Annotated in this window: 18 protein-coding genes; 17 read left to right on the forward strand and 1 reads right to left on the reverse strand. The window is 44.3% G+C overall.

The window, feature by feature from the left end:
- Nucleotides 1–8: 8 nt before the first annotated feature.
- The gene (map, locus tag BET10_RS06590; protein ID WP_070984232.1) at nt 9–794 is read right to left on the reverse strand and encodes a type I methionyl aminopeptidase; all 786 of its coding nucleotides are present in this window, start codon (nt 792–794) and stop codon (nt 9–11) included.
- 266 nt (nt 795–1,060) lie between these two features.
- Here map and rpsB point away from each other — a divergent pair, with 266 nt between their 5' ends.
- The 17 genes from rpsB (at nt 1,061) to accA (ending at nt 20,195) form a co-directional block, all read left to right on the forward strand.
- Entirely contained in the window at nt 1,061–1,789 is a 729-nt protein-coding gene (rpsB, locus tag BET10_RS06595) for a 30S ribosomal protein S2 (protein ID WP_070984234.1), read from the forward strand.
- Between the two features lie 104 nt (nt 1,790–1,893).
- Nucleotides 1,894–2,745 (forward strand): translation elongation factor Ts, encoded by an 852-nt coding sequence (gene tsf, locus BET10_RS06600; protein WP_070984237.1) that lies wholly within the window; start codon nt 1,894–1,896, stop codon nt 2,743–2,745.
- 148 nt (nt 2,746–2,893) lie between these two features.
- Complete coding sequence (gene pyrH, locus BET10_RS06605) at nt 2,894–3,631, forward strand: UMP kinase (protein ID WP_070985565.1); 738 nt, start codon at nt 2,894–2,896, stop codon at nt 3,629–3,631.
- Between the two features lie 23 nt (nt 3,632–3,654).
- Nucleotides 3,655–4,212, forward strand: a complete 558-nt coding sequence (gene frr, locus BET10_RS06610) for a ribosome recycling factor (RefSeq protein ID WP_070984239.1) — start codon at nt 3,655–3,657, stop codon at nt 4,210–4,212.
- 133 nt (nt 4,213–4,345) lie between these two features.
- Entirely contained in the window at nt 4,346–5,119 is a 774-nt protein-coding gene (locus BET10_RS06615) for an isoprenyl transferase (protein WP_070984242.1), read from the forward strand.
- Nucleotides 5,120–5,131: 12 nt separating this feature from the next.
- Complete coding sequence (locus BET10_RS06620) at nt 5,132–5,998, forward strand: phosphatidate cytidylyltransferase (protein WP_070984244.1); 867 nt, start codon at nt 5,132–5,134, stop codon at nt 5,996–5,998.
- Entirely contained in the window at nt 5,995–7,191 is a 1,197-nt protein-coding gene (gene ispC / locus BET10_RS06625; RefSeq protein WP_070984247.1) for a 1-deoxy-D-xylulose-5-phosphate reductoisomerase, read from the forward strand. The genes BET10_RS06620 and ispC overlap by 4 nt, the downstream gene beginning before the upstream one ends.
- Nucleotides 7,192–7,194: 3 nt before the next feature.
- Nucleotides 7,195–8,547, forward strand: coding sequence for a sigma E protease regulator RseP (gene rseP / locus BET10_RS06630; RefSeq protein ID WP_070984249.1), 1,353 nt, complete (start codon nt 7,195–7,197; stop codon nt 8,545–8,547).
- Between the two features lie 71 nt (nt 8,548–8,618).
- Nucleotides 8,619–11,090 (forward strand): outer membrane protein assembly factor BamA, encoded by a 2,472-nt coding sequence (gene bamA, locus BET10_RS06635; protein ID WP_070984251.1) that lies wholly within the window; start codon nt 8,619–8,621, stop codon nt 11,088–11,090.
- Between the two features lie 10 nt (nt 11,091–11,100).
- Nucleotides 11,101–11,619, forward strand: coding sequence for an OmpH/Skp family outer membrane protein (locus BET10_RS06640; RefSeq protein WP_070984254.1), 519 nt, complete (start codon nt 11,101–11,103; stop codon nt 11,617–11,619).
- A complete protein-coding gene (gene lpxD, locus BET10_RS06645) occupies nt 11,619–12,659 on the forward strand; it encodes a UDP-3-O-(3-hydroxymyristoyl)glucosamine N-acyltransferase (RefSeq protein ID WP_070984256.1) in 1,041 nt (346 codons plus the stop codon). Before BET10_RS06640 ends, lpxD begins: the two co-directional genes overlap by 1 nt.
- Before the next feature lie 13 nt (nt 12,660–12,672).
- Nucleotides 12,673–13,125 carry a 3-hydroxyacyl-ACP dehydratase FabZ gene (gene fabZ / locus BET10_RS06650; RefSeq protein WP_070985566.1) on the forward strand — a complete coding sequence of 151 codons (453 nt, stop codon included), beginning with the start codon at nt 12,673–12,675 and terminating at the stop codon, nt 13,123–13,125.
- Between the two features lie 2 nt (nt 13,126–13,127).
- Nucleotides 13,128–13,898 carry an acyl-ACP--UDP-N-acetylglucosamine O-acyltransferase gene (gene lpxA, locus BET10_RS06655; protein ID WP_070984258.1) on the forward strand — a complete coding sequence of 257 codons (771 nt, stop codon included), beginning with the start codon at nt 13,128–13,130 and terminating at the stop codon, nt 13,896–13,898.
- An 89-nt stretch (nt 13,899–13,987) separates the two neighbouring features.
- Nucleotides 13,988–15,142: a lipid-A-disaccharide synthase gene (lpxB, locus tag BET10_RS06660; protein WP_070984261.1), complete on the forward strand. Its 1,155-nt coding sequence runs from the start codon at nt 13,988–13,990 to the stop codon at nt 15,140–15,142.
- Nucleotides 15,132–15,728, forward strand: a complete 597-nt coding sequence (gene rnhB / locus BET10_RS06665) for a ribonuclease HII (protein WP_070984263.1) — start codon at nt 15,132–15,134, stop codon at nt 15,726–15,728. Before lpxB ends, rnhB begins: the two co-directional genes overlap by 11 nt.
- 2 nt (nt 15,729–15,730) lie before the next feature.
- Nucleotides 15,731–19,222 (forward strand): DNA polymerase III subunit alpha, encoded by a 3,492-nt coding sequence (gene dnaE, locus BET10_RS06670; RefSeq protein ID WP_070984265.1) that lies wholly within the window; start codon nt 15,731–15,733, stop codon nt 19,220–19,222.
- 16 nt (nt 19,223–19,238) lie between these two features.
- Nucleotides 19,239–20,195 carry an acetyl-CoA carboxylase carboxyl transferase subunit alpha gene (gene accA, locus BET10_RS06675; RefSeq protein WP_070984268.1) on the forward strand — a complete coding sequence of 319 codons (957 nt, stop codon included), beginning with the start codon at nt 19,239–19,241 and terminating at the stop codon, nt 20,193–20,195.
- Nucleotides 20,196–20,272: the final 77 nt, after the last annotated feature.

A 20,272-nucleotide genomic window follows, 5' to 3' on the forward strand; every position in this document is an offset into this window, starting at 1 on the left:
TAAGGCTCCTAGTGTTCAATCACTCTATCAATTGTCTCGTCGTTACGCAGGGTAAGGATCTCAACGCCATTTTCAGTGACCAATAATGTATGTTCCCACTGAGCTGATAGACTACGGTCTTTGGTTACAACAGTCCAGTCGTCTTTTAGCAACTTACATTGGCGCTTACCAGCATTGACCATAGGTTCGATGGTTAAACACATGCCTGCTTTTAACATCTCACCGGTGCCCGGCTTACCATAGTGCATAACTTGTGGCTCTTCATGAAACTCTTTACCAATGCCGTGGCCACAATATTCGCGCACAATAGAGTAATTAAACCCTTCAGCATACTTTTGAATCGCGGCACCAATATCACCTAAACGCACCCCAGGCTTAACCATCTTAATGGCAAGATAAAGGCTCTCTTGAGTGATTTCGCTTAAACGCTTACCTTGAATGGTGGGAGTACCAACGTAGAACATTTTTGAGGTATCGCCGTGGTAGCCGTCTTTAATTACGGTGACATCGATATTAATAATGTCGCCTTCTTTTAGCGGTTTATCGTTAGGAATACCATGACAGATAACGTGATTCACAGACGTACAAATTGACTTCGGAAAGCCATGGTAATTCAGTGGGGCTGGTATCGCATTTTGTTCGTTAACAATATAATCGTGACAAATTGTATTTAGCTCATCTGTAGTGACCCCAGGCTTCACATATGGCCCAATCATTTCTAGTACTTCTGCGGCTAAGCGCCCAGCAATACGCATTTTTTCGATTTCTTCAGGGGTTTTAATCACTGCACTCATTGACACTCCAAGTCGGTATTTTTAAGTTAGCAACAACGCACAAATTTTGTACTTATCGTTGAGTTATGCACTTTTATATGGTATAAAGCGCGCCGTCTTTTTACAAATAAATCTTACGGGGTTGTTTGTATTTAAGATAAACACATTCATATTAACACACACACATATCGACACATACACTTGGGTGCATGTCTTGGTAATTTCTGAGCATGTTGGTGCTATGGGATATGTGGAGGCTTAACCCTAACTTATTAGAGGAAATTAAAATGGCAAACGTTTCAATGCGCGATATGCTTCAGGCTGGTGTTCACTTCGGTCACCAAGCTCGTTACTGGAACCCTAAGATGAAGCCTTTCATCTTCGGCGCTCGTAACCGTGTACATATCATCAACCTAGAAAAAACTGTTCCTATGTTCAACGATGCACTTAAGTTCTTACAGAACACTGCGTCTAACAAAGGTAAAATTCTTTTCGTAGGTACTAAGCGCGCTGCAAGCGAAGCAGTTAAAGAAGCAGCTCTTCAAAGTGATCAGTACTTCGTAAATCACCGTTGGTTAGGTGGTATGTTGACTAACTGGAAAACAGTTCGTCAATCAATCAAGCGTCTTAAAGACCTTGAAACTCAAAGCCAAGACGGTACTTTCGAAAAGCTGACTAAAAAAGAAGCGTTAATGCTAACTCGTGAAATGGAAAAGCTTGAGAAGAGCCTTGGCGGTATCAAAGATATGGGCGGTCTTCCTGACGCTATCTTCGTTATCGACGCTGACCACGAGCACATCGCAATTCGCGAAGCTAACAACCTAGGTATTCCAGTAGTATCTGTAGTTGATACTAACTCGAACCCAGATGGTGTTGATTTCATCATCCCAGGTAACGACGACGCTATCCGCGCTATCCAGCTTTACACTGGCGCAGTAGCTGCTGCTATCACTGAAGGCCGTGAAAGCAACATCGTTGCTCAAGCTGAAAGCGACGATTTCGTAGAAGCTGAGTAATTAGCTGTCATCAAGTCTTCATCTAATTGAGGTGAAGACTTGATATTCTTGAAGAGCGGTTATTCCGCTTCCCTAAAACAGAATTCATATTTGAGGATATTCTAATGGCTGTAACTGCTGCCCTAGTAAAAGAATTACGCGAGCGTACTGGCGCTGGCATGATGGATTGTAAAAAAGCGCTAACTGAAACCAATGGTGACATTGAGCTGGCGATTGAAAACATGCGTAAGAGCGGTGCTGCAAAGGCTGCTAAAAAAGCGGGTAACATCGCTGCTGAAGGTACAATCCTTATCAAAGAAGGCGAAGGTTTCGCTGCACTACTAGAAGTTAACTGTCAGACTGACTTCGTAGCTAAAGACGCTAACTTCCTAGCGTTCGCTAACTCTGTACTAGACGTTGCTGCTGCATCTAAAACTACGATTGCAGAACTACAAGCACAGTTCGAAGACGCACGTGTTGCACTAGTTGCTAAAATCGGTGAAAACATCAACGTTCGTCGCGTTGAGTACATCGACGGTGCTAACCTAGCTACTTACCGTCACGGTGAGCGTATCGGTGTTGTTGTTGCAGGTGAAGCTGACGAAGAAACACTTAAGCACGTTGCGATGCACGTAGCTGCTTCTAAGCCTGAGTACGTTAACCCTGAAGACGTTCCAGCTGACGTAGTTGAAAAAGAAAAAGCGGTACAAATCGACATCGCGATGAACGAAGGCAAGCCTGCTGAAATCGCTGAGAAAATGGTTGTTGGCCGTATGAAGAAGTTCACTGGTGAAGTTTCTCTTACTGGTCAAGCTTTCATCATGGAACCTAAGAAAACTGTTGGCGAAATCCTTAAAGAAAAAGGCGCTACAGTATCTAACTTCGTACGTTTAGAAGTTGGTGAAGGTATCGAGCGTAAAGAAGAAGACTTCGCTGCAGAAGTTGCTGCACAAATCGCTGCTGCAAAAGGCGAATAATTTTGTTCAGTAGCAAAGGCAAATACCGATGGTGTTTCCTCGATTTGCTTTTGCTTCGATGCTGAAAATTCTTTAAAATAGCCGCGCATTTATGAATATCATAAGCGCGGTTATTTTTTATCTCACTTTCACAAATGGCCCGAAAAATATGACTATCAATCGAAAACCTGTTTTTAGACGCGTTCTTCTTAAATTAAGCGGTGAAGCTTTAATGGGAGATGAAGGCTTTGGTATCGATCCAAAAGTGTTGGATCGCATGGCACAAGAAATCAAAGAACTTGTAGAGCTCGACGTAGAAGTGGGTTTAGTTATCGGTGGTGGTAACTTCTTACGCGGTGGCTCGTTAGCAGAAGCGGGTATGAACCGAGTTGTGGGTGACCACATGGGGATGCTTGCTACTGTGATGAACGGTTTAGCAATGCGTGATGCGCTACACCGTGCTTTTGTTAACGCTCGTTTGATGTCTGCTATTCCGTTAAACGGGGTATGTGATGCTTACAACTGGGCTGAAGCTATCAGCTTGTTAAAGTCTGGCCGAGTGGTTATTTTCTCTGCAGGTACGGGTAATCCATTCTTTACCACTGACTCAGCTGCATGCTTACGTGGTATTGAAATTGAAGCCGACACGGTTATTAAGGCCACTAAGGTAGATGGTGTGTTCAGTGATGACCCTGTGAAGAACCCAGACGCCACACTTTACCGTCATTTGACGTATAATGAAGTGATTGATCAAGAATTAAAGGTGATGGACTTAGCGGCATTTACGCTAGCCCGTGACCACGATATGCCTTTGAGCGTATTCAACATGAACAAACCAGGCGCTTTAAAACGCGTAATCATGGGCGAAGAAGAGGGTACTTTGATCTCTTCTGCAGCCTCGGAATAATCAGTTAAGACTAGGATTGAATTGTGATTAACGATATTAAAAAAGATGCGCAGGAGCGCATGCAAAAAAGCGTAGCAGCACTTGCTAGCCAATTATCTAAAATCCGTACTGGCCGTGCTCACCCAGCTCTTTTAGACGGAATTACCGTTTCTTACTATGGTGCGGATACACCGCTAAACCAAGTTGCGAATGTATCTACAGAAGACGCACGTACACTAACAATCAGTGTATTTGATAAGTCTTTAGCACAAGCTGTTGAAAAGGCGATTATGTCGTCTGATTTAGGCTTAAACCCAATGTCAGCGGGTACTATTATTCGTGTACCTCTTCCTCCACTAACGGAAGAACGTCGTAAAGATTTAATTAAGATTGTACGCGGCGAAGTGGAAGGCGGCCGTGTTGCGGTTCGTAACATTCGTCGTGACGCAAATGGCGACATTAAAGCCTTACTAAAAGACAAAGAAATCTCTGAAGACGAAGCACGTCAAGCAGAAGATGAAATTCAAAAGCTAACAGATAAGTTTGTTAAAGAAATGGATACACAATTGAGCGCAAAAGAAGCTGAGTTGATGGAAATCTAATAGCAGACCCGTTTATCTTTCTGGATTGGCTAAATTTCAATCTTGAAGGGGCAACAGGTCCTTGTAAATTTATTAGTTTTGCAACGCCGTCTGGGGTATACTAGGCGGCGTTTTTTTTATCTAAATCGGGATTATGGTTTTAAACGCTGAAACAATTTCACAGCAATCTTTGCCAAAACATGTTGCCATCATTATGGATGGAAATGGTCGCTGGGCGCAGTCGAGAAATCGACCTCGTACATATGGGCATAAGAAAGGTGTTGATTCAGTTCGCAACGCTGTGCAGTTTTGCACAAATTTGGGCATTGAATCTTTGACACTATTTGCATTTAGCAGCGAGAATTGGCGTCGTCCAGAAGATGAAGTTAGTACACTGATGGAGCTGTTTTTATTAGTCCTGACAAAAGAAGTTAAGAAACTACATAAAAACAACGTTAAATTGACGGTAATCGGAGATTTAGCGCGTTTTCCCGCATCTTTGCAGGAACGAATTAATACCGCACATCAGTTGACGAGTGAGAATACTGGACTACAACTTAATGTTGCTGCTAACTATGGCGGCCGTTGGGATATAACTCAGGCTGCACAAAAGTTAGCGACACAGGTGGCGGAAGGAAGCTTAACACCAGAACAAGTCACGGAAGATGAAATTTCAAAACATCTTACAATGGCAAACCAAAGCGAACTAGATTTACTGATACGAACTGGCGGTGATTACCGCATTAGTAACTTTTTGCTTTGGCAGGCAGCATACGCTGAGCTTTATTTTACAGATACTTTATGGCCAGATTTTAACGACGAGGCGTTTTCAGAGGCAATTGCCTGTTATGTATCTAGAGAAAGGCGCTTTGGCTGCACCGGCGATCAAATAAAACAACTACTCGCTGCGTCCAAAACAACAAGTTAAAGGTAAATTAGTTTGCTAAAACAACGAATTTTAACCTCAGTGGTACTTGCGCCACTGGCGATGCTTTTGGTGTTTTATACACCGCTTGCGTTATTTAGTTTTATTGCCGGTGCGATTGTACTGCTCGGCGCTTGGGAATGGTCCGCTTTTATTGGCCTATCATCGATAAAGCAGCGTAGTGGCTTTGTGATTTTAATGTCTGGTGTGCTGCTATTGCTGCATTGGCACTGGCCTATCACTACCTTGTGGCAAGGCGGACGCTTGCAAGCTGATGCCAACTATGTTTTTACATTGGCATTTGCGTGGTGGCTAGTCGCTACCTTCTTGGTTATAAAATACCCCCGAATGGCAAAAGCCTGGAGTGAGGGAATCGTAATGCGGGCTGTGGCAGGCTTGTTGACACTGGTGCCTTTATGGCTTGCGCTTAATGTATTGCGCAGTGCGGAATATCAACAGGCTCATCAATACGGGTCAACGCTGATTATGGTGGTGCTCGGTATTGTTTGGAGTGCGGATATTGGAGCGTATTTTGCTGGAAAAAACTTTGGTAAAAACAAGCTAATGCCGAATGTGAGTCCAAATAAAACCATTGAAGGCCTTATCGGTGGCGTGATCACTGCCGTTATATTTGTGGTGATATTTTGCCACTTTGCGCAGGTGGAACAGAAGCTATGGCCAATATACGCGATAATGACTGTTTTTATTGCTTTATTTTCTGCTGTTGGGGATCTGCTCGAAAGCATGTTCAAGCGTGAAGTGGGTTTAAAGGATTCAGGCGCTTGCCTGCCTGGACACGGTGGTATTTTGGACAGAATTGATAGCCTTACTGCGGCAGCGCCAATATTTGCTCTGTTTTACGCATGGACGGTAACCTTATGAGCCAACGAGTAGAACAAGTTGTTATCTTAGGAGCAACGGGTTCAATAGGTTTATCCACCATAGATGTGATCACACGTAACAGTGAACGTTATAGTATTTATGCTTTGGCTGCGGGCCGTAATGTTGAGCTGATGACGCAACTGTGTGTTACGCACCAGCCAAAGTTTGCCATCATGGATTGTGATCAAGCGGCAAAAAAGTTACGTGAAAATCTCGCGCATATATCTACAGAAGTTTTGCACGGCAGTGAACAGATGGCGCAAATAGCCGCTCATAACGACGTTGATACCGTTATGTCTGCCATTGTAGGGGCTGCTGGCCTTATACCTACACTTTCAGCCGTTGAGGCGGGTAAGAAGGTCTTATTGGCGAATAAAGAATCCCTAGTTATGTCAGGCCAGCTGTTTATGGATAAAGTTGCTCAACATGGGGCGACTTTACTACCGATTGATAGCGAACATAACGCCATTTATCAGTGTTTACCGCACACGCTACAACAAGATGCAAAGCAAGGGCTCAGCCAGTTTGGAGTCAGCAAAATCTTGTTAACGGGCTCAGGCGGGCCGTTTTTAACCCGCGATTTGAAGACGCTAAAAGACGTAACGGTTGAGCAAGCCGTAGCTCACCCAAACTGGTCTATGGGACAAAAGATCTCAGTAGACTCTGCAACCATGATGAACAAAGGTTTGGAATTCATTGAGGCCAAATGGTTGTTTGCGTGCCAAGCTGAGGACATTGAAGTGGTGATCCACCCACAAAGTATGATCCATTCTATGGTTCAGTACACGGATGGCTCTATCATCGCGCAAATGGGGCAACCTGATATGCGCACGCCCATAGCTTACGGGTTGGCATATCCAGAGCGCATTGACGCGGGTGTTAAACCACTCGATTTCGCTACGCTTACCGACTTTACCTTTACCAAGCCAGACTTTTCTCGATACCCGAATTTGGCACTTGCTATTGATGCATGTCGCTCTGGCCAAGCAGCTACAACGGTCGTTAACGCAGCAAATGAGATTGCTGTTGAGGCATTTTTGCGCCGACAAATCGGCTTTTGTGATATCTACCGTGTAAATGCCGAAGTGCTTGAAAAGTCCACGCTACATTCTTTAAACTCGGTACACGAAATCATGGCGCAAGATGCGCAAGCCAGAGCACTGGCACATGAGTGTGTAAGTCGAATAAGGTAAGTTATGGTTGATTTTCTGTGGAACTTAACGTCATTTATTGTTGCTTTAGGCATTCTTGTTACGGTCCATGAGTATGGTCATTTTTGGGTAGCAAGGCGAGCAGGTGTTGAAGTTCAAAGGTTTTCCATAGGTTTTGGTAAACCGCTTTGTCGCTGGTACGATAAACAGGGTACCGAGTACGTGATTGCCATGATCCCATTGGGTGGTTACGTAAAAATGCTGGACGAACGTGTCGATGATGTCCCCGCCGAAAAAAGCCACCTCGCTTTTAACAATAAACCTGTTTTATCTCGTATCGCTGTAGTATCTGCGGGGCCGATTGCTAACTTCTTATTTGCGATTATCGTATTGGCTGCCATGTATATGATAGGTGTGCAGCATGCCAAACCCTTTGTTGGCGACGTTCAGCCTAACTCCATCGCTGCTAAAGCTAACATGCAAAGCGGTGATCATATTCTCACTATGGCTGGCAAAGAAGTCAGTTCTTGGCAAGATGTCACCTTTGCTTTAATGCGGCACCTTGGTGAGAAGCGCCTTGAAGTGAAAGTTCAGGATGCCCATCAGCAAATCGCAATTAGAACGCTAGATATTAATGGCTGGAAATTAGACAAGCAGGATGAAGCTCCGCTTAATGCCGTTGGCATTGTGCCGTTTAGACCCGCGCTAACGTTGACGCTTGGACATATTGCGGATGATTCCGCCGCACAACAAGCTGGGTTGCAAATTAATGATACCTTAGTTGCGCTCGATGGAGAGCCAATAGAGGATTGGCAGGCGTTTGTACAGCGCATTCAAGCTTCTGCAAATACGTCGCTGATGCTCAGTGTGTCTCGAGACGACAGGGTAGTTGATTTACCGGTCACACCACAGGAACGAATTGGGCCAAATGGTGCATCTCAGGGCTTTCTTGGTGTTATTCCACTGCTTGAAAAATGGCCAGACGGGTATATCGAAACTAGACATTATGGTCCATGGGATAGTATGGTGCTTGGCGCTGAGAAAACTTTTGAGTTGATCCGCCTGAGCTTTGACATGATAGGTAATCTTATTACAGGGCAAGTGTCGGTCAAAAACCTAAGTGGCCCTGTTGGCATTGCCGTTGGTGCAGGCAACAGCGTTAGCTATGGAATTGTTGCATTTTTAAGCTTTTTAGCACTAATTAGTGTAAATCTTGGTGTTTTTAATTTATTGCCCCTACCTGTCTTGGATGGTGGGCACTTAATGTATTACATAATTGAACTAATTCGTAAAAAACCAGTCTCTGAAAAGACACAAGAGTTAGGGTTTAAGGTAGGTGCGTTAGTACTTATAGCTTTAACTTGTTTTGCATTACTTAACGATGTCTCGAGGCTGTAGCTCGAATGGCGTGAGTGACGTCCATCAAAGCGCTAAGGGCGCTAACTGTTGTAAAGGATAAAGATAATAAAATGCCTATAAAAAAACATCTTGCAGTAACGAGTTTACTTGGCGCTAGTTTTGCCGCATTAGGGCAAAACTCCTTTATCGTTGAAGATTTGAAAGTGGAAGGCTTGCAGCGTGTTGCACTTGGTGCGGCATTAACGCATATTCCAATAAATGTTGGTGATACTGTCGATCAGTATACGATTTCTCAGACTATTAAAGCGTTATATAAGTCTGGCCATTTTGACAATATCGTAGCTTTTCGTGATGGTGAGCAAATCATTTTCAAGGTTCAAGAGCGCCCGACTATTGCGGGAATTGACTTTGATGGCAACAAAGACATCAAAGATGAACAGCTTAATGAAAGCTTAGAGCAGCAAAACATTCGTGTTGGTGAGCCGTTGGATAAAACGGTGATAGACAATATTGAAAAAGGGTTGATTGAGTTCTTCCACAGTATTGGTAAATATAATGCCAAGATTGAGGTAAGCATTATCGATTTACCCCGTAACCGTGTGCGTTTAAAGCTGGAATTTAAAGAAGGGGATGCCGCGTCTATTCGCCAAATCAACTTGGTGGGCAACGAGCTATTCTCAGATGAGGAACTACTTACGCTGGTTGAATCACAGCAAGATTTGCCTTGGTGGAAGTTTATGTCAAACGACCGCTATCAAAAGCAGACCATTGAGGGCGATTTAGAAAAGATCCGTAGCTTCTATTTAGATAGGGGTTATCTGCGTTTCAACATCGACTCTACACAGGTATCTGTTAGCCCAGAAAGAGAGTCTGTGTATGTAACAGCAAACATTACTGAAGGGGATACATACACCGTTAAAGGCTATGATTTCATCGGTGATTTGTTGGGTCGTGAAGAGCTTGTCAAAAGTATTATTCCACTCAAAGCGGGCGAGCTTTATAACGGTTCAATCGTGACTTCTTCTGAAGAATTTATCAAAGGTTATCTCGCTCGTTTTGGTTATGCCAATGCTGAAGTACGTACCATTCCAGAAATTGACGATGAAAACAAAGAAGTACAGCTCACTTTATCGGTAAATCCGGGTAAGCGTGTGTATGTTCGTCGTATTCTTGTTAATGGTAACCAAGTGACCTCTGACGAGGTTGTACGCCGTGAAATGACACAACTTGAAGGCGCATGGTTGTCTAACCAAAACCTTGAGCGTTCTAAGCTTCAGATCCAACGCTTGCCTTATATGGAAAAGGTAGACTTTGAAGTTAAACCGCTACCAGGCGCTGACGATATGGTAGATGTTGACTTCACGGTGAAAGAGCAACCAGCAGGCAGCTTCCAAGCTGGTGTTGCTTACGGTTCTTACGGTGGCTTGCAGTTTAACGTGGGTGTGAGTGAGTCTAACTTCCTTGGCACGGGTAACCAGCTTGCATTTAACATCAATACCTCTAAAAGCCAGAACAACTATAGTATCTCGTATACCAACCCATACTTCACCCCTGACGGTGTATCACAAGGTAGCAGCATTTATTACAGCAGCTTTGATGGTAGTAAATTGGGCTTGATCGGCTATGACTCTCGTCAGTATGGTATAGGTACAAACTTTGGCTTCCCAATCAACGCGATAAACAGAATCAATTTTGGTGTACGTTGGATAGACGAAAAGCTGGATTACATTGCAGATTATGAGCAAACACGTATTTTGCGTCTGGCATTTTTAGACCCTGAAGATCCTGATGGCGCATATAACTTTACTAAATACGAGTTAAGTGCTGGTTGGTCCCGTATGACAGTTAACCGAGGCATGTTCCCAACAGCGGGTTCTCGTCAAAGTTTAACGTTTAGAGCGACATCACCAAACTCGGATCTTAACTACTTCAAAGTAGATTATGACTCGCGTTTCTACTGGCCTATCAGTAATGACCATCAATGGGTTTTCTCGGCAAGAGCAGGTCTTGCATACGGAAACGGTTATGGTGAAACAAATGGCTACGAGCAAACATTGCCGTTCCAAGAGTTCTTTAGAATCTCTGAGAACGAACTACGTGGTTTTGAACGCAATACCATATTGCCACGAGCAATTCAGCGTAGGATGACAGAAATTCCTGGTTCGACTTTACCAGATGGCACCGCCACTGCAAATATTGGCGGAGATAGCGAGTTTGATTTACTTGTACCTGGTGGTCGTATCGGTGGTAACGCTAAGGCGACATTGGGTGCTGAGCTTATCGTGCCTACGCCATTTTTAGATGAAGACAACACAAGTTCTGTACGTACCAGCCTGTTTGTTGATGCGGCCAACGTATGGGATACTGAGTTTGATGTAGATCGCTATTCAAACTTACATGAAGATCAATACAAGAGGCTTTCGGACTACTCGGATCCAACCCGCTTTAGGGTTTCTACCGGTTTATCGGTTCAGTGGATCTCGCCGATGGGCCCCATGCTGATCAGTTTCGCATATCCGCTTAAGAAAGAAGATGATGACGAAACCAAGACGATCAGTTTTAATATCAGTAATACATTCTAAGGAGTTAATTGTGAAAACACTTATAAAAACAACTGCAATGGGTTTGATGGCTACGTTAATGATGGGAACATCAGCAAGTGCATTGGCACATAAAGTAGGCATTGTAGACATGCAACAGATCTACAAAAATATTCCTCAGGTAGCTAAGATCGAACAGCAGTTACAGGGTGAATTCGCTGAGCGTCGTCAAGCGTTAGAAAAGCTACAAGGCGACATTCGCTTTGAAATGGAAAAATTTCAGCGTGAAAGCGCGACGATGAGCGATGAGCAAAAGACAACGTTACGTGACAAAATTCAAGGCATGCAAAAAGAGCTTGCTGAGAAAGGCCGTCCTTTAGAGCAAGAAATCAAACAGCGTCAAAACGAAGAGTTGGCAAAAGTGCAAAAGCTAATCATCGGTGCTATTGAAGATGTTGCTAAAAGCGGTAAGTTTGATGAAGTTAAAGTAAAAGATACGACAATTTACTTCAACCCTGATAAAGTAGCGGACCTTTCTGACAAAGTTGTTGAAGCGGTAAGCAAAAAGTAATGACCAAACGTTATAGTTTAGCTCAACTGGCGGCATCAATTGATGCATCGCTAGTTGGCGACGGCGAGTGTCAAATCGATAAGATAGCGACACTCGCGCAGGCAACAGACAAAGATATTAGCTTTTTAGCAAACAGTAAGTATCGTGCTCAACTGGCGACCACCCATGCTGGTGCAGTAATACTCTGTGAGTCTGATGCCGAACACTTCAAAGGCAATAAATTAATCGTTAACAACCCTTATATTGCCTATGCGAAGCTTGCACAACTCATGGATACCACGCCTCGCTCAGCACAAGGCGTGCACCCAAGTGCGGTGGTTCATGAGTCGGTCAAGTTAGGGGAAAATGTTTCTATCGCTGCGAATGCAGTCATTGAAGCAAACGCAGAACTGGGTGACAACGTACAGGTTGGCGCAGGATGTTTTGTAGGTAACAGCGCAAAAATTGGTGATAACACTAAACTATGGGCGAATGTCAGTGTGTACCACGAAGTTGAAATAGGTAAAAATTGCTTATTTCAATCCGGTGCGGTTATTGGCAGCGATGGTTTTGGTTATGCAAATCATGCGGGAAAGTGGGTAAAAATCCCTCAAGTTGGACGCGTTATTATTGGTAACAGTGTAGAAGTAGGTGCAAATACCGTGATTGACCGCGGAGCACTGGATGACACTATTATTCATGATAATGTAATTTTAGATAATCTTATTCAAATAGCACATAATGTAGAGATCGGTGAAGGTACGGCGATCGCAGGTGCATCAGTCGTTGCTGGCAGTACAAAAATTGGTAAGCATTGCCAAATAGCGGGACTGGTGGGTATTAATGGCCATATGGAAATTTGCGATGGTGTTATTATCACCGGTATGACCATGATCACCAAATCGATTACTACGGCGGGTGTTTACTCCTCTGGTATGCCTCATAGTACCAACAAAGAGTGGCGACGCAATATGGCTCATTTACGCAATCTGACAGACTTTAAGCAGCGTTTGAAGGCGCTTGAGTCTTTAACAGAACAGCTAAAAAAGATAGATGAATAAAAAGGATGCTACTTTGGCAAACGAACTGAACGGTTTTGATATCCAAGAAATCTTAAAGTTATTACCACACCGCTACCCAATGTTGTTGGTTGATAAAGTTATTGATTATAAAGCTGGCGAGTATTTACACGCCGTTAAGAATGTAACGGTAAACGAGCCAATTTTTACTGGCCATTTCCCAGATCAACCTATTTTTCCAGGGGTTATGATCCTCGAAGCGATGGCGCAGGCAACAGGTCTACTGGGTTTTAAAACGGTAGAGAATCGCAGCGAGAACGAGCTATACTTATTTGCAGCAATTGATAACGCACGCTTTAAGCAGCCCGTTCTTCCGGGTGATGTGATGCATCTGCATATTGAATTTGTAAAAGAGCGTCGCAATATCTGGAAGTTTTACGGTGAAGCAAAAGTTGACGGTAAAGTTGTTTGTAGCGCCGATCTTATGTGTGCAAGAAGAGAGTTTTAATAGTGATCCATCCTACTGCGATTATTGAATCAGGCGCACAGCTAGGCGATAACGTCTCTGTGGGTCCTTATAGCTATATCGGGAATGATGTAGTGATTGGCGATAACTGCACCATTGAATCTCATGTAGTGATCAAAGGACCTTCAACCATTGGCTCTGGTAATCATATTTACCAGTTCGCCTCTGTGGGAGAAGCTTGCCAAGATAAAAAGTACAAGGATGAACCAACACAATTAATTATGGGTGATAATAATATCATCCGTGAGTGTGCCACAATCCACCGTGGTACGATTCAAGATCAAGGCATCACTAAAATAGGTAGCAATAACTTGTTTATGGCCTATACCCATGTAGCGCATGATGCTGTGATTGGCAGTAATGTCATTTTTTCTAATGGTGCCAGCGTTGCAGGTCACGTACATGTAGGTGATTGGGCCATCTTGGCGGGCAATACAGGTGTTCACCAGTTTTGTAAGGTTGGTGCGCATGCCTTCATTGGTATGTATTCAGGGGTGAGTAAAGATGTGCCTCCGTTTGTAACAACGACAGGTACTCCAGCAAAACCCGCAGCAATTAATACCGAAGGTATGAAACGCCGAGGCTTTAGCAGCGAAGAGATCATGGCTGTGCGTCGAGCATATAAAGCTCTGTATCGTAAAGGGTTAAGTTTAGATGAAGCGGTTGCAGCGATGCGCCAAGAAGCGTCTGAATATGCCGCCGTACAGCAAATGATAGACTTCTTAGACACCTCGGATCGCGGTATTATTCGCTAACGAAATATTGCGATAGCAAGGCCTATATGCTGATAAACGCCATACAAAGCTTATGTATGGCGTTTTTATTTATAAAATAGATTAATGTGATGATAAATAACAAAAAGTTAACTATTGGCCTCGTGGCGGGTGAATTATCTGGTGATATATTGGGCGCGGGCTTAATCGGCGCACTCAAAAAGATATATCCCAATGCTGAGTTTGTTGGGATAGCTGGCCCAAAAATGCAGGCCGCAGGATGCCGTACCTTGTTTGACATGGAAGAGCTTGCGGTGATGGGGCTTGTCGAAGTGCTGGGTCGACTGCCTAGGTTACTTAAGATCCGTAAACAACTTGTGCAATACTTTATTGATAATCCGCCAGATATTTATGTTGGCATAGACGCCCCTGACTTCAATTTACGCGTTGAAAAGCCACTTAAAAAAGCGGGAATTAAAACCGTCCAATATGTGAGCCCCTCAGTCTGGGCATGGCGTCAAAAACGTATTTATAGCATTGCCGAAGCGACCAATTTAGTTTTGTCCCTGTTACCATTTGAAAAATCATTCTACGATAAACATGATGTGCCTTGCAGGTTTGTGGGTCATACTTTAGCGGATGAAATTGAGCTGGATCATGATAGCAGCGCCGCGCGTGCGGCGCTTGGGCTAAGTGAAAACGACTTAGTACTGGCTTTACTGCCGGGTAGCCGAGGTTCAGAAGTCGGGCTATTGAGCGAAACATATTTACAAGCGGCACAAAAGCTTAAGTTGCGTTTGCCGTCGCTGAAAATCATCGTGCCGTTGGTAAATGCCAAGCGTCGCGCGCAGTTTGAAGCCATTTTAAAGCAAACGACGCCAGAGTTGAGTGTCGTGATGCTCGATGGTCAATCCAGTACCGCGATGTCTGCAGCAAATGCTGTGTTATTGGCGTCGGGAACGGCGACACTAGAAGCCATGTTGTATAAAAAACCGATGGTGGTGGGGTATAAATTTAAACCGCTCAGCTATTGGATTTTCAAGAACTTTTTCACCTTCAATATCAAATATTTCTCTTTGCCAAACTTATTGGCTGACGAGCGTTTAGTGCCAGAGTTTCTACAGCAAGAGTGTAACTCAGATGCGCTTGCGGACGCTTTATACCCCATGCTCAAAGGGGATAATAGCGTTTTAATCGACAAGTTTTACGAAATTCACCATAACATTCGTCTTGATGCCAGCAAGCAAGCGGCAAATGCAGTAGAGGAGTTAATTAATGCAGATTGAGCGCCCTGACGTACGGTACATCGCTGGTGTGGATGAAGTTGGCCGTGGCCCCTTGGTAGGTGATGTAGTGACTGCCGCGGTTATTTTAGACCCAAATAACCCTATCACTGGATTGAATGATTCAAAAAAGCTGACTGAAAAAAAGCGTGAGCTACTCGCTGAAGAAATAAAACAAAAAGCACTCAGTTACAGCATAGGTCGAGCATCGGTTGCAGAAATTGACGAGCTTAATATTTTACAGGCTACTATGCTCGCCATGAGCCGAGCGGTTGAAGGGCTTAGCATCGGTCCTGATTTTGTATTTGTTGATGGCAATCGCCTACCCAAGCTCATGATGCCAGCACAAAGTGTTGTAAAGGGCGATAGTTTAGTGCCAGAGATCAGTGCCGCGTCCATCATTGCTAAAGTCGCACGAGACCAAGAAATGTTGGCGCTAGATGCTCAGTACCCTGAATTTGGCTTTGCAGGACATAAGGGTTATCCTACAAAAGCTCATTTTGCTGCGTTAGAAGAGCATGGTATTACACCACACCATAGAAAAAGTTTTAAACCAGTGCAGCGTATATTAGCCTTGAAGGAGCTATAGATATGGCTGCCCCAGAGTTTGTTCATTTACGTGTTCACAGTGATTTTTCTATGGTGGATGGGCTCGCCAAAACTAAGCCTATTGTCGCCAGAGCCGAAGAACTCACACTCCCTGCATTTGCCATAACCGATCAGATGAATTTATGTGGTTTGGTGCGTTTTTATGGCGCGGCTCATGGGGCAGGGATCAAGCCTATTGTGGGTGCAGATATTTGGCTTAAGAGCGACGAATTTCCAGATGAACCCAGTCGCTTGGTACTGCTGGCCAAAGACAACGAAGGTTATAAAAATCTTACCTTACTCATTTCCAAAGCCTATCAACGTGGTCATGTATTTCATCGTCCCGTAGTTGATAAGCAATGGTTAGCAGAACATAAAGCAGGGCTTATTCTGCTCTCAGGTGCTAAAGATGGCGATGTAGGTAAAGCATTGCTTAAAGGCAACCCACAGCTGGTGCTCGATACCTTAGCGTTTTATGAACAACATTTTAAAGATCACTTTTTCTTAGAACTCACACGTACTGGTCGCGCACAAGAAGAAGAGTATTTACATGCGGCTGTAGCGTTGGCCAGCGAGCGAGACTTGCCGGTAGTGGCCACTAACGAAGTGGTATTTTTGCATGAGCACGACTTCGAAGCCCATGAAATTAGAGTGGCAATCCATGATGGCTACACACTTGAAGACAAACGCCGTCCAAAACGTTTCTCAAAAGAGCAATACCTAAAAACGCCCGAGCAGATGCTGGAGTTGTTCAGTGATATTCCAGAAGCGCTTGAGAATAGCGTTGAAATTGCCAAGCGCTGTAACGTCACGGTACAGCTGGGCACATACTTCTTACCAGATTATCCGACAGGGGATTTAAAAATTGAGGACTTTCTGGTTAAGGTATCCAGAGATGGATTGGAAGAGCGCTTACAATTTTTATTCCCTGATGAACAGGAACGTGCAGAAAAACGCGGTGAATACGATGAGCGTTTACAAATAGAGCTAGACGTTATCAACCAAATGGGGTTTCCGGGCTACTTCTTGATAGTAATGGAGTTCATTCAGTGGAGTAAAGATAACAATATACCGGTAGGCCCTGGGCGTGGTTCGGGTGCAGGTTCTCTTGTGGCATATGCGCTAAAAATTACCGACCTTGACCCTTTGGAATTTGACTTACTATTTGAGCGATTCCTAAACCCTGAACGTATTTCGATGCCCGACTTCGACGTTGACTTTTGTATGGACCGTCGAGATGAGGTAATTGACCACGTAGCCATGTTGTATGGCCGTGATGCGGTATCACAGATCATCACATTTGGTACCATGGCAGCAAAAGCGGTAATTCGAGATGTGGGTCGAGTGCTTGGTCACCCTTATGGCTTCGTTGATCGCATTTCTAAACTCGTCCCAGGCGACCCAGGCATGACCTTGGCAAAAGCTTTTGATGTTGAGCCAAGATTGCCAGAGGCTTATGACGGTGATGAAGAAGTTAAAGATCTCATCGACATGTGTCGTATTTTGGAAGGCTGTACGCGAAACGCCGGTAAACACGCCGGTGGTGTGGTTATCTCGCCAACAACCATTACTGACTTTGCCGCTTTATATTGCGATGAAGAAGGGAAGTTTCCAGTTACCCAGTTTGATAAAAACGACGTTGAAACCGCGGGTCTCGTAAAGTTTGACTTCTTGGGACTTAGAACGCTCACTATTTTACAGTGGGCGTTAGACATGACCAACGAGCGACTAGCTCGCGAAGGCAAAAAGCCGGTTGATATTAACGCTATTCCTTTGGATGATAGAGCAAGTATCGAGCTGCTTCTACGCGCAGAGACAACGGCGGTGTTCCAGCTAGAATCCCGTGGTATGAAGGACTTGATCCGTCGCCTAAAGCCTGACTGCTTTGAAGATATGATTGCATTAGTAGCCCTGTTCAGACCTGGGCCACTGCAGTCGGGCATGGTAGATAACTTTATCGACCGTAAGCACGGTAGAGAGGAACTCTCTTACCCAGACGCGCAATGGCAACACGAAAGTCTAATCCCAATTCTTGAACCCACCTACGGTATCATCCTATATCAGGAGCAGGTTATGCAGATTGCTCAGGTACTGGCGGGCTATACGCTAGGTGGCGCAGACATGCTACGTCGTGCCATGGGTAAGAAAAAACCGGAGGAGATGGCCAAGCAGCGTTCAACCTTTGAAGAAGGTGCAATTGCCAACGGAGTTGATGGTGAACTTGCAATGAAAATCTTCGACTTGGTAGAAAAGTTCGCGGGATATGGCTTTAACAAATCACACTCTGCCGCCTATGCTTTGGTGTCTTATCAAACACTGTGGATGAAAACTCATTACCCAGCTGAATTTATGGCGGCGGTAATGTCTGCGGATATGGATAACACCGACAAAATCGTTACTCTGGTTGATGAATGTGAGAACATGAAGCTCACCTTATTGCCACCCGATGTGAATGCAGGTGTTTATAAGTTTACCGTAAATCGTCAGGGTGAAATTGTTTACGGTATTGGTGCTATCAAAGGCGTAGGTGAGGGACCGGTAGAAGCTATTTTAGAAGCGAGAGAACAAGGCGGCGAGTTTAAAGATCTCTTTGATTTTTGTGCGCGAGTTGACCTCAAACGCTTAAATAAACGTGTGGTTGAAAAGCTTATCTATGCGGGTGCTTTGGACAAACTTGGACCGGAGAAAACCCAGCCTGGGCGGGCGACATTACTTGCTAGCCTAACAGGGGCGATGAAATCAGCCGAGCAACACCACAAGGCCGAGTCGCTTGGCCAGTCTGATTTATTTGGGTTATTGGCGGTAGAGCCTGAGCAGGTAGAACAAGCCTTTACCAGCGCGTTGCCGCTCACCGATAATCAGTGGTTAGATGGTGAGAAAGAAACGTTAGGTTTGTACTTAACGGGTCACCCTATCAATCAATACAGAAAAGAGTTAAAGCACTACACGTCGGGTCGGCTAATCGATTTGCAGCCGACTAACCGCGATGTACAGTCTACCGCTGCAGGCTTAGTGATTAATGCTAGAACCTTGATAAATAAGAAAGGGAATCGCTGGGGCTTGATAACTTTAGATGACAAGAGTGCCCGTATTGATGTACGCTTATTCCCAGAACAGTTTGAAATGTACCAAGAATTGCTGCAAATTAACCAAATCTTGGTAATAACAGGACAGGTCAGCTTTGATAACTTCTCTGGGGGCATTACAATGACCGCCAGAGACGTCTGCACTATAGCGCAAGCACGAGAGAAACGTATTCGTGCGATAAAAATGACGCTAAATATGGTGCAAATTGAAGCAAACTTCTTCGAAAATTTACGAAAAGTACTGGAACCTTATAAATTTGGTACGTGTCCGATAAAGATAACGTATCAACGTCCAGACGCGTTAGCTGAGTTAACGCTGGGAACCCAATGGTGTGTGACGCCTACTGATGATCTATTGACTCGATTATCACAAATGGCGGCGCAAGAAATAGAACTAGAATTTAACTAATTAGGTAGTTTAGAGCATGAGCCTCAATTATCTTGATTTTGAGCTTCCCATTGCAGAATTGGAAGTAAAAATAAAAGAGTTACAAAATGTTAGCCGTTCAGGCAGTTTAGATCTGAGCCTTGAAGAAGAGATTACGCGTTTAAAAGAGAAAAACGTTGAGTTAACCAAAAAGGTCTTTTCAGGCTTAGGTGCTTGGCAGGTTTCTCAATTGGCTCGTCATCCACTTCGTCCGTACACTCGCGATTACATCAACCGTATTTTTACGGAGTTTGATGAATTTGCAGGGGATCGTACATTTGCCAATGATCCGGCTATTTTAGGGGGCGTTGCGCGTCTTGATGGTCAACCTGTTATGGTGATCGGTCAGCAAAAAGGGCGTGACACGGCTGAAAAAATTAAACGCAATTTCGGCATGCCAAAACCTGAAGGTTATCGCAAAGCGTTACGCCTGATGGAAATGGCTGAGCGTTTTAAAATGCCAATTATCACGTTTATCGACACCCCTGGAGCTTATCCAGGCGTAGGTGCTGAAGAGCGTGGTCAAAGTGAAGCCATTGCACGTAACTTAAAAGTTATGGCCGCATTGAAAGTGCCAACCATTTGTACGGTTATTGGTGAAGGTGGCTCAGGTGGTGCGTTGGCAATTGGCGTGGGCGACCGTGTAAACATGTTGCAATACAGCACATACTCAGTTATTTCGCCAGAAGGCTGTGCTTCAATTCTTTGGAAAAGTGCAGAAAAAGCGCCACTTGCTGCTGAAGCTATGGGTGTATCTGCGCAACGCGTAAAAGAGTTGGACCTGATCAACAACATCATTGAAGAGCCACTAGGCGGTGCACATCGTGATTACGATAGTATGGCTAAAAACCTCAAAGTGCAGCTAAAGCGTGATTTAGCTGAACTAGAAGAATTGGGCACTGATAAGATGCTAGAGCAGCGCTATCAAAGACTGATGTCTTTTGGTTATTGCTAAAAGTCAGTTGTGTTTATGCACTGATCCAGTGATACAATAAAAGAGCCGCTATGAGCGGCTTTTTTACGTTGTGAATT

It is taken from the genome of Pseudoalteromonas amylolytica, from assembly GCF_001854605.1.
GTDB classification, from domain to species: Bacteria; Pseudomonadota; Gammaproteobacteria; order Enterobacterales; family Alteromonadaceae; genus Pseudoalteromonas; species Pseudoalteromonas amylolytica.